The 13,454-nt window shown below is 58.8% G+C and carries 13 protein-coding genes and 1 pseudogene; 8 read left to right on the top strand and 6 right to left on the bottom strand.

The genetic code is table 11. The features are described from left to right. Window positions 1–54: 54 nt before the first annotated feature. Window positions 55–381 (bottom strand): DUF2025 family protein, encoded by a 327-nt coding sequence (locus CFII68_RS18130; RefSeq protein WP_018604557.1) that lies wholly within the window; start codon window positions 379–381, stop codon window positions 55–57. A 239-nt stretch (window positions 382–620) separates the two neighbouring features. Continuing rightward, window positions 621–2,189 (bottom strand): amidase family protein, encoded by a 1,569-nt coding sequence (locus CFII68_RS18135; protein ID WP_256211715.1) that lies wholly within the window; start codon window positions 2,187–2,189, stop codon window positions 621–623. Window positions 2,190–2,603: 414 nt separating this feature from the next. On the opposite strand from CFII68_RS18135, the gene CFII68_RS18140 reads away from it, so the two are divergent. Next, complete coding sequence (locus CFII68_RS18140) at window positions 2,604–3,731, top strand: glycerophosphodiester phosphodiesterase (RefSeq protein WP_018604554.1); 1,128 nt, start codon at window positions 2,604–2,606, stop codon at window positions 3,729–3,731. Window positions 3,732–3,853: 122 nt separating this feature from the next. Next, window positions 3,854–4,159 carry a PepSY domain-containing protein gene (locus CFII68_RS18145; protein ID WP_018604552.1) on the top strand — a complete coding sequence of 102 codons (306 nt, stop codon included), beginning with the start codon at window positions 3,854–3,856 and terminating at the stop codon, window positions 4,157–4,159. An 80-nt stretch (window positions 4,160–4,239) separates the two neighbouring features. Here CFII68_RS18145 and CFII68_RS18150 read toward each other — a convergent pair whose 3' ends face one another. Next, a complete protein-coding gene (locus tag CFII68_RS18150) occupies window positions 4,240–5,865 on the bottom strand; it encodes a methyl-accepting chemotaxis protein (protein ID WP_018604549.1) in 1,626 nt (541 codons plus the stop codon). A 257-nt stretch (window positions 5,866–6,122) separates the two neighbouring features. On the opposite strand from CFII68_RS18150, the gene CFII68_RS18155 reads away from it, so the two are divergent. From CFII68_RS18155 to CFII68_RS18165, 4 genes are all read left to right on the top strand, one after another. Beyond that, window positions 6,123–7,145, top strand: coding sequence for a transporter (locus CFII68_RS18155; protein WP_018604547.1), 1,023 nt, complete (start codon window positions 6,123–6,125; stop codon window positions 7,143–7,145). A gap of 142 nt (window positions 7,146–7,287) precedes the next feature. Further along, window positions 7,288–7,431, top strand: a complete 144-nt coding sequence (locus CFII68_RS27655) for a hypothetical protein (RefSeq protein WP_018604545.1) — start codon at window positions 7,288–7,290, stop codon at window positions 7,429–7,431. Window positions 7,432–7,468: 37 nt separating this feature from the next. Beyond that, window positions 7,469–7,699 (top strand): hypothetical protein, encoded by a 231-nt coding sequence (locus CFII68_RS18160; protein ID WP_018604543.1) that lies wholly within the window; start codon window positions 7,469–7,471, stop codon window positions 7,697–7,699. 102 nt (window positions 7,700–7,801) lie between these two features. Continuing rightward, on the top strand, window positions 7,802–9,001 hold the full coding sequence (locus CFII68_RS18165; protein ID WP_018604541.1) for an MFS transporter: 1,200 nt from the start codon (window positions 7,802–7,804) through the stop codon (window positions 8,999–9,001). Here the strand turns inward: CFII68_RS18165 and arfB are convergent. Then, a complete protein-coding gene (arfB, locus tag CFII68_RS18170; RefSeq protein ID WP_018604539.1) occupies window positions 8,998–9,411 on the bottom strand; it encodes an alternative ribosome rescue aminoacyl-tRNA hydrolase ArfB in 414 nt (137 codons plus the stop codon). The genes CFII68_RS18165 and arfB overlap by 4 nt on opposite strands. 335 nt (window positions 9,412–9,746) lie before the next feature. Beyond that, on the bottom strand, window positions 9,747–11,168 hold the full coding sequence (locus CFII68_RS18175; RefSeq protein WP_018604537.1) for an amino acid permease: 1,422 nt from the start codon (window positions 11,166–11,168) through the stop codon (window positions 9,747–9,749). Between the two features lie 659 nt (window positions 11,169–11,827). Here CFII68_RS18175 and CFII68_RS27650 point away from each other — a divergent pair. Both CFII68_RS27650 and CFII68_RS18185 read left to right on the top strand, forming a co-directional pair. Then, a complete protein-coding gene (locus CFII68_RS27650; protein WP_003178782.1) occupies window positions 11,828–11,965 on the top strand; it encodes a hypothetical protein in 138 nt (45 codons plus the stop codon). 93 nt (window positions 11,966–12,058) lie between these two features. Then, a complete protein-coding gene (locus tag CFII68_RS18185) occupies window positions 12,059–13,024 on the top strand; it encodes a hypothetical protein (protein ID WP_018604531.1) in 966 nt (321 codons plus the stop codon). Between the two features lie 204 nt (window positions 13,025–13,228). Here CFII68_RS18185 and CFII68_RS18190 read toward each other — a convergent pair. After that, window positions 13,229–13,454 (bottom strand): annotated as a pseudogene (locus CFII68_RS18190) (23S rRNA pseudouridylate synthase B); the annotation flags it as partial.

The raw sequence follows: 13,454 nt of genomic DNA, 5'->3' as shown, positions 1-13,454 counted from the left end.
AGCCCCGTACCATAGAATCTCCCACAGGGTTTCTGTTCAGTTCAAGATTGAGGCTCAGCCTGTCACCAACTGCCGCACCGCGACGATTTCCGGCAGGTCGCTGCGGGCCATGTACACCCGCAAAGGTTCGCAAAGATTGATCCGCTCGTCGATGTTCTGGTCCAGCAGCAACTGGATGCGCTCGCGACTCAAGGCCATGGTGCCGTCTGCCACAGGGGCCCAGACAAATTCGCAGGTGGGGATAATGCCGTCGTCGGCCACGTCCATGCCGAAAGCGTCTTCGCTGAACCGTACGATGTATTGGCCAGTCTTGCGGTTCAGGCCAACAAAACCCTTGAGCTGGTCGGCGGCCTGGCAGATGAATGTCGAAGTGGTGCGCATGGTAAACCTCATGGATACGTCCCTCGGGACGTCTGATCGATGGTTTACACGCAGGACAAGCGAACACAGAATTTAAGGTCTCCCTCTGCCGGGGAAACTGGTGCGACCGAGATTACCGTAGACCTGCTTGAAAAGCATCACAACAGAGGTATCCGTCGCAGTTTCGATTAATCGAGCTTGATGAACCGGGCAGAGTCGAAAGGAGCTCGACCGGCCCGGACCATCAGGTTGATACCTCGTTATGGCCTGAAGATTGGATGGACCAGTTCTAATGAGGCTTGCTCATAGGCATAGGCAAACCCCAACAACCCGGCGTCTCCCCACATGGAACCGATAAACAATATAGAAGTTGGCTCACCGCTCTGCTCCACACCGGTCGGTACGGTGATAATAGGATAGCCAGCAATTGCCGTACTCGGCTGGGCTATACCGTCAAGGTCAGCCACCATGGCATCCAGCGTGTGATCGCGGAATTGTGTGTCAATCATATTTTTAAAACTGACCTGTATCGGCTGCCATAGAGCATTGATTTCTTCTTCATTCAACGTTTGCGCATTGATTTGCTCAAGCATCCGCTGGCCATAGTTTTCTTGCACCGGATTTCGCTCGTTGAAATCAATCAAATGGTCAATAGTCGCAATTGGCAAACCGCTACGCGTATTCAAGTAAGCCTGCAATTCGAGCTTCATTCCCGCCATCATCACCTGAAAATAATTACTAATATCCGGCAAACTTAAAGTCACCGGGACCAGAGTAGCTCCATTACCCTGAACGGTTTTCAGTGCTGCGCAAAATTGAGGGCTGAGGTCGTGCACCATCCCGTTACCTAAATCACATTGCGAACGATCCAGGGTCCTTATAACGGGGGGTAACAGTGGAAAAGTACCACTGAATCTTTGTCCCTCATCCAAAACCACGCCAATCCGTTTCCCTTGCAACGCCTCGGTCGTTAAAGCGCTGGTGTAATCGGTGCCTTGCGGAGCATCCGCGGTAGGTGGGTCGGTGGGGTCGGTGCCTGCCAACTGGTTCAATAGCAAAGCGACATCGTAAACCGTGCGGGCCATCGGCCCCGGGGTATCCTGCCGCCGGGTAATTGGAATGACACCCGAGCGACTCACTAACCCAAGACTGGGTTTGAAACCAACGACCCCATTGGCGGCGGATGGGCAGATGATCGAGCCATTGGTCTCGGTGCCCACCGAAATCGGCGCAAAACCTGCAGCCAGGCTGGCAGCCGAGCCGGAGCTGGAGCCACAGGTACCTGCGCTTAACACGTGGGGGTTGAGTCCTTGTCCACCTCGGCCGCTCCAACCCCGCGGCGCTCCCGAGTCCCTCATGCCAGCCCATTCGCTCATGTTCGCTTTGCCCAGGATAATGGCGCCGGCGTCGCGTAGCTGCTTGATGACGAACGCATCTTGCGCGGCCGGCACCCCTACCATCGCCAGTGAGCCGGCGGAAGTCTGCATCTGGTCCGCCGTGTTGATATTGTCTTTGATTAATATAGGTATACCGTGCAATGGACTTCGAACGTTACCGCTCGCACGCTCACCGTCGCGTAACGCGGCATCTGCCAAGGCTTGGGGATTCAGTTCAAGGACAGCCTTGAGATGGGGGCCTTCTTTATCCAGCGCCTGGATCCGGTTGTTCAGATAATTCACCAGTTCCACTGAAGTAAGCTGATTGTCAGTCAATCGTTGATTGAGTTCCGTGACGCTCAAGTACTCATACGCCTGCCCGGCATCTTCCGTTGTTTTCGCCTGGGCGTGGACAGCGCACGCGATCAACGATAAAAATCCGAGCTTAGCCATCCACAATGTGCATCGTATAGTCATGTTAGTCCTTGATATGGAGAATACGAGCGAGCCGTTTCGCTCTGCTGCTCATGGTAAGAGCCGAAAACAACAGAGACACCGTTAGAACTGTTAAGGCGTATTGCTTGTTTTTAGCCACGTCAGACAAACCGGGAAACTACAGCTATTCACGGCAGTTTCTGCGAGCTAATCGCTGCGGACCAGGAAGTGTCTTGTAAATATTTAGAAAGTCGCCGCAGGCGCTCGCCGCTTTCGATGCCAGAAAAAATCCGCTGAGACAAACGGTCTGCATAGCAGCCAAAGGCGAGGAAAAAATCTGCTTCGAGAAAGATTATGTCGGTCTAGCGATAGCGCCGAATGCGTTCAATTGTTAAAAGAGAGGTCTTTGCAAATCACGAAAGGATTTCGAGTATGCCTGTCACCTTCACCCGCACCGCCTTGATGCTGAGCCTGTTGCTCGGCTTCGGCCAGGCCCAAGCGTCCGAGGCCCCGAACCCCAAGGCCTTGGCAGCCCTCCAGGGCATTCCGCACCCCGCTGTGATCGCCCACCGCGGCGCCTCGTTCGACGCGCCGGAATCCACCGCTGCCGCCTACAAGCTGGCCCGCGACCTGGGCGCCGACTACCTGGAACTGGACCTGCAACGCAGCAAGGACGGCGTGTTGTTCGTCCTGCATGACGACAGCCTGCTGCGCACCACGGATGTCGCGGTCAAATTCCCCGAGCGCAAGGGCAGCACCGCCAACGAATTCACCATGGCGGAGCTCAAAACCCTCGATGCCGGCAGTTGGTTCAACACCGCTTACCCGGACCGCGCGCGCCCTTCGTTCACCGGCCTGAAAATCCTGACCCTCGATGAGGTGATCAATATCGCCGAGGGCAACCCGCAGCAAAAACCCGGGCTGTACATCGAAACCAAGGCGCCGAAGCTGTTCCCTGGCATCGAGCGCGACCTGAAGGACAAACTGCAGGACCGCGGCTGGCTGAGCCCGGCCGGGTCGAAACTGGCCAAGCGGGCCACGGGGGTCGGCCAGGGCAAAGGCAAAGTGGTCTTGCAGACCTTTGAAAAGAGCAGCCTCGAACTGCTGCACAAAGAGATGCCGAAGGTGCCGAAGATCCTGCTGTTGTGGGTGGGCGAAGGCAACATCGAGCCCAAATCCAAGGTGCCTTTCGCCGAGTCCGGCGAAACGGACAAGGCCGCCTATTACGCCAAGCAGGAACCCAAGGACAAGGCTGAATTCGAAAAATGGATTCAGTACGCCAAAGCCCAGGGCGCCATTGGTACCGGGCCATCCGCGGCGCTGACCCATGGCGGCAGCCAGAGTTACGCGGACCTGGTGCAGCCGTGGATGAACCAGTACACCCATGACCAGGGTCTGCTGGTGCATGTCTACACTGTTGATGAGCCGGTGGACTTCAAGAAAGTGATGGATGCCGGCGTGGATGGCATTTTCACCAATCGGGCCAGTGAGTTGCTCAAGTACTTCAAGCGTCCCGAAACAGGCGGTGTGGCGCAACTATTGGAGAAGAACGGTTACTGAAACATCAGGACCGGGTCGGTGCAGTCGCGGCAAGTTTTCCGAATTAAGGGTGAATTAAGTTGCCACAGATAATCTGAGCCCACTTAAACGACTCACCCTTAACGACACCAAGGAATGAACTCATGAAAACGTTGACTGCCCTGTTTACCGCTGCCGCCCTGACCCTCACCGCTGGCCTGGCCCAGGCGGATGTTCGCGTCGATCAGATTCCTCAACTGGTCAAGGAAGGCAAGATCAAGTCCCTTGAATCGATGAACGAAGAAGCCCTGAAGTTGCACCCGGGCGCGACCATCACCGACACCGACCTGGATAACCACTTCAACGGTTATGAATATGAAGTCGAATTGAAAACCGCCGATGGCAAAGAGTTTGATGTTGATTTCGATGCCACGACCGGCAAAGTCTTGAGCAACAAGCAAGACACTTGATCCATCAGCAAAAAAAGAGCCGCGCAACCTTAGGGTTGCGCGGCTCTTTTGCGTTTATCAATACCTGTCGAGAACTACAGTCAGGCACTCAACCGCGCCGTCACTTCATTCAACTGTCCTGACAAACCGTGCAAATCCCGACTGGCCGCTTCGGTGCGCTGCACATTGTCCTGGTTAGTGCTGGCAATGCAGGTGATTTCAGTCAGGTTGCGGGAAATGTCTTCGGCCACGGAAGTCTGCTCTTCGGCTGCAGTGGCGATCTGGCGGTTCATGTCGCGAATCGCTTCGACAGCCTGGGTGATGCGTTCGAGCATCACACCGGCCTGGGTCACTTGCTCCACACTTTCTTCACTGCGCGACTGCCCGCTCTCAATGGCATGGGCCGCGTCCACCGCACCCGTTTGTACAGTCTGGATAATCTGGTTGATCTCGATGATCGACGAGGCCGTGCGCTGGGCCAGGCTGCGTACCTCATCGGCGACTACCGCGAAACCGCGCCCCGCCTCCCCCGCCCGCGCGGCCTCAATGGCAGCATTGAGGGCCAGCAGGTTGGTCTGTTCGGCGATCCCGCGGATCACCTCCAACACCTTGCCGATGCGCCCGCTGTCGGTTTCCAACTGACGGATGACCGTGGCTGTGTTGGCGATCTCGCCGCGCATCCGGGTGATGGTGTGGATGGTCCCCTGCATGACCTTCCCGCCCTGTTGCGCCGATTGATCGGCGTCATCGGCCGCCTGCGCCGCGTCGGCGGCATGACGGGCCACTTCCTGGGCCGTGGCGGACATTTCGTTCATCGCCGTCGCCACCTGATCGGTGCGTTCGAATTGCTCGCTGGTGCCCTGGCTCATCAGGCTGGCGATGGAGTTGAGTTCACCGCTGGCACTGTCCAGTTCCGTGGCACTGCGTTGCAGGCGGGTAAAGGTTTCGGCAAGGAAATCACGCAACGTGTTGGCCGCTACCGCCAGATTGCCCAGCTCGTCCTGACGGTTGCTCGTCACACGCTCGGCGAAACGCCCCTGACTGAGTCGGGTCACGTAGTCGATCAGGTTACGGATCGGCTGAACCAGGTTGCGATTGACCAGCCACAGGCTGAACAACCCGATCAGCACGCCCGACACCAGCATGATCACGGTGCCCAGCATAATCGTGCGATCGGCACCGGCACTGATCAGCGTCGATTGCTCGGTGCCCAGCTTGCGCAGCTCCACCACCAGCGCGCTCATTTGCTCACTGGCCGCACGGTCCACGCCCTTGACCGCCGCATCACCCGCCGCCGCATCGCCACCGGAGGCGACAAATGCGTCACGGCCCTTTTGGTAGGCGACGCCCAACTGACGATGTTCATCGCGCAGGGTCTCGATACGCGTCTTGATCGGCGCCGGCACGCCTTCACGCCCGCTCAACTCACCAAGGAGGCCTTGGACATCACGCTGACGCTCCTCGAACTGCTTCCAGTATTTATCCAGGTCCGCCGGCTGCTTGCCGCGCAGCAGGACGTTTTTCCATTCCTGCACCTGCACCTTGAACTGCAGGTTGGCCTCGTCAATCAACTGCGAGGCACGCAACGGCCCATCGATCAGGTTGCGATAGTTCTGGACACCATTGGAAAGGAAATGAAAGGACGCCAGGGCGATCAGCAATATCGCCAGCAGGCTGCCGCTCAACAGGGCGAGAATCTGGGCTCGAAGGGATTTTTGTAGAATCATGGGGAGCAATCTCTAAGCAAGGAGAACAGGAACGACGTCCCGACCTCCATGTCCGCAACACACCGCGTCGCCCCCCCAATACGGGGGATATGCACATACCATCGGCCTGCGCGGGGCATTCTTGAACCTTGGCGACGGCCGGTAGCGCCAGCTTGGCAGTGCGAAAGGAACTGTCACAAAACCATCAAGAAAGCTTGCGAAGATGGCGTTCAAGTGAACCTGTAGCCGCCACAGGCACTTCCCGCCAGCGAGACTTCATGAACCACAGCATCGATCAAAGCCACCGTGATCCGGACCTGTTCGGCCTGCTTTACGGGTTCCGTTTCCGCCCCGGCGAACGCGGGCAGGAGATCGATTCGGCCCAGGCCTTACGGAGCCTGCAACACCCGCAAGACTCGGATGAGTTCCTCTGGCTGCACTTGAACCTGGCCCACGCTGCGTGCGAGCGCTGGATGAAAGGTCACCTGGCCCTGCCCCAGGAGTTTTTCGAAGCCTTGCACGAAGGCTCGCGCTCGACCCGCATCGAGCATGTCGACTCGGCGTTGCTGGCCGTGGTGAACGATGTCGTGTTCAACCTCAGCAACATGGTGTCCTCGGATGTCTCCACATTGTGGGTTTGCGTGCACAGTCGATTGATCGTCAGCGCGCGGCTGCAACCCCTGCACTCGGTCGACAAGCTGCGCTCGTCGGTGAAGGCCGGCGAGTGCTTTCGCTCGCCAGTGGAATTACTCGTGCACTTGCTGCGCGACCAGGGCGAAGTGCTGACCCAGATCGTGCGCAAGACCAGCCTGAGCGTCGATCAGGTCGAAGATCAGTTGCTGTCCTCGCGCCTGTCCACCAACCGCGCCGAGCTGGGCAGCAACCGCCGGGTGCTGGTGCGCTTGCAGCGCTTGCTGGCCTTGGAGCCGGGTTCATTGCTGCGTCTGCTCAACCGCCCGCCGCAATGGTTGCAGAAAGAAGACGTCAAGGAGCTGCGCAAATCCACCGAGGAGTTCGCCCTGATCATCAACGATCTCACCGCGTTGAGCGAACGGATCAAGCTGCTCCAGGAAGAAATCGCCGCCAACCTCAACGAACAAAGCAACCGCACCCTGTTCACCCTGACGGTGGTCACGGTATTGGCGTTGCCCATCAACATCATTGCCGGTTTCTTTGGCATGAACGTCGGTGGCGTGCCGCTTGCCGGCGATCCCGAAGGCTTCTGGATCCTGGTGGCGCTGGTGGCAACCTTCACGCTAATTGCCGGCCGCTGGGCATTTCGCAAGCGACGTGACTATTGAACATGACGTGTCTAGACAATCCCTTTTGTCGGCCCAACGGGATTTAAAAGTCTTTTTGTCATTTCTCCTGCTGTATCCTGCCCAGGCTTTGTAAAAGCGCGGATCTACCAGATCTATCCACAGACTTTGCGAGGAGCGCGATATGCACGAGATCCCTAATCTCCCCTTCCCAAGCCTGCACGACACTGAGCAGACGACCACGCTACGAGCCGCAGGGCAACCAGACGCCCAGCAACCCGAGCCCAAAGAAGCCACTGAACGCCGCCAGGCCGACAGCGAAGACTGATTGACCCGCACCACCAGACCGTGTGGAAAGCGCTAAAATGCGCTTTCCACACTGCCTGAATCCCGAGCCCTCCATGACCGATGACACCCCTCCCTTCAGCGAAGCCCAGGCCAGCGTGCTGATCGGCACTGCCGAAAAAATGGTCGAGATCTGGACCCGCCTTCCTGCCGAGAAACAAGCGGCCCTGCTGGCGCGCTTTGGCAGCGAAGAAAACGCCATTGCCGCACTGGTGACCACACGCCTGGTCAGCGGTGAGAACGGCAACTGAACCACCGTTGGGCAAATAGTTTTACTTTTCCCCGCCCTGATCCCACGGTCACCGTTATCATAAGCAGCCTATCTATCCTGCTGCTCCGTGGACCTTTACCCCATGTCAGATTCCCAGCGCCCCCTGGCGGTCACGCTGCAAGTCGTTTCCATCGTCCTGTTCACCTTCATCGGCTATCTGAATATCGGCATTCCCCTGGCCGTGCTGCCCGGGTTCGTCCACGGCGAACTGGGCTTCGGCGCGGTGATCGCCGGGTTGGTGATCAGCGTGCAATACCTGGCCACCCTGCTCAGTCGTCCTTACGCCGGGCGAATCATCGATAACCTGGGGAGCAAGCGCGCGGTGATGTTCGGCCTCGCCGGCTGCGGGCTGAGCGGTGTGTTCATGCTGGTGTCTGCCTGGACGTCCCACCTGCCCACGTTCAGTCTGATCAGCCTGCTGATCGGTCGCCTGGTGCTCGGCAGCGCGGAAAGCCTGGTCGGTTCGGGTTCGATTGGCTGGGGCATCGGCCGAGTCGGCGCGGCGAATACCGCCAAAGTGATTTCCTGGAACGGTATCGCCAGTTACGGCGCGCTGGCGATCGGCGCACCGCTGGGGGTGTGGCTGGTCAATGCGCTGGGACTGTGGAGCATGGGCGTGAGCATTATCTTGCTCGGTTTGCTGGGGTTGGCATTGGCCTGGCGCAAAACCGCCGCGCCCATCGTCACTGGCGAACGCCTGCCGTTCATGCACGTACTGGGACGTGTGCTGCCACACGGCTGCGGCCTGGCCCTGGGTTCCATCGGGTTTGGCACCATCGCGACCTTCATCACCCTGTACTACGCCACCCAGCACTGGGACAACGCCGTGCTGTGCCTGAGCCTGTTCGGCGCCAGCTTCATCGGCGCGCGCCTGCTGTTCGGCAACCTGATCAACCGTCTGGGCGGCTTTCGCGTGGCGATTGCCTGCCTGTCGGTGGAAACCCTGGGCCTGTTGCTGTTGTGGCTCGCACCGGATGCCCACTGGGCCCTGGCGGGCGCGGCGTTGAGCGGCTTCGGCTTTTCCCTGGTGTTTCCGGCGCTGGGCGTGGAAGCGGTCAACCTGGTGCCGGCCTCCAGCCGCGGGGCGGCGGTGGGCGCTTATTCACTGTTCATTGATTTGTCGCTGGGAATCACCGGACCGCTGGCCGGTGCGATTGCCGCCGGCTTCGGCTTTGCCTCGATCTTTCTGTTCGCCGCACTCGCGGCCCTGGGCGGGTTGGCATTGAGCGTCTACCTGTACCGACAGGCGCCGAGGCATCGCCAGGAACGGGAGAAAAGCTAGAAGTCCACCTTGCCGCGTCCGGCCTTGATCGAGCCGCGCTTGGTCTTGGATTCCAGGCGACGCTTTTTCGAACCCAGGGTCGGTTTGGTCGGACGGCGCTTCTTTTCGACCTTGGTGGCGCTGAGGATCAGTTCGGTCAGGCGCTCCAGGGCATCGGCCCGGTTCTGTTCCTGCGTGCGGTATTGCTGGGCCTTGATGATCAATACACCGTCGCTGGTAATGCGACTGTCGCGCAGCGCCAGCAGCCGCTCCTTGTAGAACTCGGGCAGCGACGAGGCCGGAATGTCGAAGCGCAAATGCACGGCGCTGGAGACCTTGTTGACGTTCTGCCCCCCTGCCCCCTGGGCGCGGATGGCCGTCAGCTCGATCTCGGCGTCCGGGATGTGCACGGTGTTGGAAATGACCAGCATGGAAAGTGTCCGGTATCAGGACCCACAGGATACCCGAAACAGCTGGAATGAAGATTGCGAGAGCCTGACCTGTGGAACTGGTCTGTGGAATAGGTCTGTGGAATAGGTCTGTGGAATAGGTCTGTGGAATAGGTCTGTGGGAGCAAGGCTTGCCCGCGATGCAGTCACCTCGGTGCAGCTGATGGACCGAGGCGATGCCATCGCGGGCAAGCCTTGCTCCCACAGACCTTGTTCCCAGAGTTCTTGCTTCCAGAGTTCTTGCTTCCACAGGATTTGTGTCTTGCCTGAAACGACAAACCCGGCACTTGGCCGGGTTTGTTGTATTTCAGGCTGGCTTACTTGGCAGCAGCCGCCACCGCCAGTTCATGCCGGGCACTGCGCTTGTTCTTGATCACGTAGCACACCCACATGAACACCACCCACACCGGAATCGCATAGACCGATACCTGGATGCCGGGGATCAGCAGCATCACGCCCAGGATGAACACCACGAACGCCAGGCAGAGGTAGTTGCCGTACGGGTACCACAGCGCCTTGAACAGCGGCGTCTGGCGGGTCTGGTTCATGTGCTGGCGGAACTTGAAGTGCGAGTAGCTGATCATCGCCCAGTTGATCACCAGGGTCGCGACCACCAGCGACATCAGCAACTCCAACGCATGCTGCGGGACCAGGTAGTTCAACAGCACCGCCACCAGCGTGACCGCCGCCGAGGCGAGGATCGAACGCACCGGCACGCCGCGCTTGTCGATCTTGGACAAGGCCTTGGGTGCATCGCCCTGCTCGGCCATGCCCAGCAACATGCGGCTGTTGCAATAGGTGCCGCTGTTGTACACCGACAGCGCGGCGGTCAGCACGACGAAGTTGAGGATATGCGCCGCGGTGTTGCTACCCAGCATCGAGAACACCTGCACGAACGGGCTGCCGCTGTAGGCATCGCCGGAAGCGTTGAGCGTGGTCAGCAGACTGTCCCAAGGGGTCAGGGACAACAGCACCACGAGCGCACCGATGTAGAAAATCAGGATCCGGTAGATCACCTGGTTGATGGCCTTGGGAATCACGGTTTTCGGTTTGTCGGCCTCGGCGGCGGTGAAACCGAGCATTTCCAGGCCACCGAAGGAGAACATGATGATCGCCATGGCCATCACCAGCCCGCTGACGCCGTTGGGGAAAAACCCACCGTGGGACCACAGGTTGGTCACCGACGCTTGCGGCCCGCCGTCGCCACTGACCAGCAAATAGCTGCCCAGGGCAATCATGCCGACAATCGCCACGACCTTGATGATCGCGAACCAGAACTCGGCCTCGCCGAAGACTTTGACGTTGGCCAGGTTGATGACGTTGATCAGGATGAAAAACGCCGCCGCGGACACCCAGGTCGGAATGTCCGGGGCCCAGTAATGGATGTACTTGCCGACTGCAGTCAGTTCGGACATGCCCACCAGGATGTAGAGAATCCAGCAGTTCCAACCCGACAGGAACCCGGCGAAACCGCCCCAGTACTTATGGGCAAAGTGGCTGAAGGAACCGGCCACCGGCTCTTCGACGATCATTTCACCCAACTGGCGCATGATCATGAAGGCGATGAGGCCGCAGATGGCGTAGCCAAGGATCATCGACGGGCCGGCTGATTTCAGCACCCCCGCCGAGCCGAGGAACAGGCCGGTACCGATCGCGCCACCGAGGGCGATCAGTTGAATGTGGCGATTTTTCAGGCCGCGTTTCAGCTCGCCCGAATGGGTATTTTCTACAGCGGTCATGCGTCACCTATTTGTTTTTATCTGTGACGAAATCGAACCCGACACGTTTGTGGCGTGGCGGAGTGAACAAGGCGGATAACCTTGAAAATGCGTGGGTACGCGAAGGGTCACAGTAAAACGCCGCGCATTGTACACTGCGGCCCTCCTGCTGCCAGACACCACCGGATCAGCGTCTCCCCCCGCACTTCAGGTATGGCCCGCATCTGACCCTTCCCGTTGGCCTGAAACAAGCGCTGCGAAGTATCAAAAAACGCGTCAAACCGGGGCCCTCGGCAGCTTTTTCTTACAGCCACCCTAAACGCCGATAGCGGCCCGTTCACAAGGCAAAAATCGTCAGCATTCCTTTACGGTGCGTAACGCAAACTTTCCAAAGAGGAAATTTCCGTAGGCTGACTGCAAATTGACGGTAGGTAGCTACCTATTTAAAAAAACACCCAGGCGGCTGTTTTTGAATGAGTAATGTTGTCACTGAAAATGGAACAAAAAGTTCATACAAAAAAAATAAAAATTATTTTTTTGCAATCCAAAAAACCCTCGACTAGGTTTCCACCGACTTGCCAAGGCATCGTGCCGACAAGTTCTGCGGTGCCGTTGCCGGCCTGTTTCCATTCGCCGAATCGACCCGCAAATTTCCGTAAAAGTCATCTAGGAGATTCACTATGCAAGCACTGGACAAAGACTTGGAAACCGAACTGCAACTGGACGAATGGTTTGAAGCCCCAACCCATGAAGCCGCCGTTGAAATGATGCAGGCCGACGCCGTCGTTCCGTTCGGCACGGCGATGTGGCCTCTGTAGGCACCGCCCGGCGGAGGCGATCCGGCCGGTCGACTCCGCCACTAGTTGCCGGCGGTCAGGGACGTTAAATGAACTTGTCAGGGAAGAAAAAGCATGGACACACAACGAGCCATCTCACATTTCCTTTACTACCTCGAACACCATCCCGCCCTGGTCGGCATCCAGCCCGCCAAGGTGTTGCTTGGCCATACCGCTGACTACGAAGCGCTGACCGGCGCCATTGCCGAGCAGGCGGGCAGCGGCTCGCCCTTCCGGTTCAGCGCCATGCGCCTGGACCTTGAACCCACGGAGCGCCTGTCCAAGGCCATTGCCGACAGCGATCTGTATATTTTCTTCTACGACTCCTCCACCTTGCCCAACCCTCGCCCCGACGGCCCGGACTTTGTCCGCGCGCTGCAAGGCGTGATGGCCGACAACTGGAAGAAATCACTGCTGTTCAAGGACTACGGCGACTACTTCTACGACACCTTCAGCGTGATTCCCCAGCGTATCGCCGGGCTCAACAGTCACCTGATCCGGCGCATGTCCCAGGCGACGACCTTGAGTTTCCAGGATGACCACGGTTCGTATTTCGACACCGCCCTGGGCGGCGTGAAAAAATGGACCGACATCAACGGCCTCGGCAACTACGACTTGGCCCCCGGCGAAATCGCCACCCACAGCGACACCATCAATGGCCGCGTGAATTTCGTCGGCACCTTCCTGAGCACCATCCCGTTCGCGCGCAAATACGGCGTGCTGCAATCGCCGCTGGAGCTGTGGATCGAAGACTCCACCATCCAGAAAATCGCCACCGACGTACCGGGCCTGGAGCACGACTTCAACAAATACCTGGACGCCAACCCGTCCAACCGCCGCATCGAGGAACTGGGGATCGGCACCAACGAAGGGGTCAAGAGCCTGTACGCCCGCAATGCCGGTTTCGAAGAACGGCATTGCGGCCTGCACCTGGGGCTCGGCGGCGGGGCCAAGGGCAGCCATCACCTGGATCTGATTTTCGAGAAGGGGATGTTGGCGCTGGATAATGAGCCGATGTTTGATGGGCGGTTTGTGCTTTAGAGGTGGCTGCGAGGCTACTGGCCTCTTCGCGAGCAGGCTCGCTCCCACACTGGATCGCCGGTGATCACAAATGCTATGTCCACTGAAGATCAAATGTGGGAGCGGGCTTGCTCGCGAAGGCGGACTCACCTGCGCCCCATCACTAAAGCCTGCTCAAAAAAAACGCCAACCCGAAGGTTGGCGTTTTTCATGGGCGACTGCCGATCACTCCGGCTTACGACGCCCAAACCCCGGACGCTGTCCCGAACCTGCCGGTGCACCACGGCGTTTACCCGATGGCGCATCGCGGTCGGCCAGGATGATACCCGGGCGTTTTTTCGGCGCTGGCTTGGCCGGGCGCTTGGTGTCGACCGGGCGATCGGCGACTGGCGTACCGCGACCAGCCGGGGCACCGCGACCTTCGCCGCGCTCAGTGCGACCATTGGCCGGA

Origin of the sequence: Pseudomonas sp. CFII68 (assembly GCF_000416195.1) — a bacterium.
Lineage (GTDB): Bacteria > Pseudomonadota > Gammaproteobacteria > Pseudomonadales > Pseudomonadaceae > Aquipseudomonas > Aquipseudomonas kilonensis.
The sequence above is the reverse complement of the archived record's forward strand: the minus strand, read 5'-3'. Positions and strand labels throughout refer to the sequence as shown.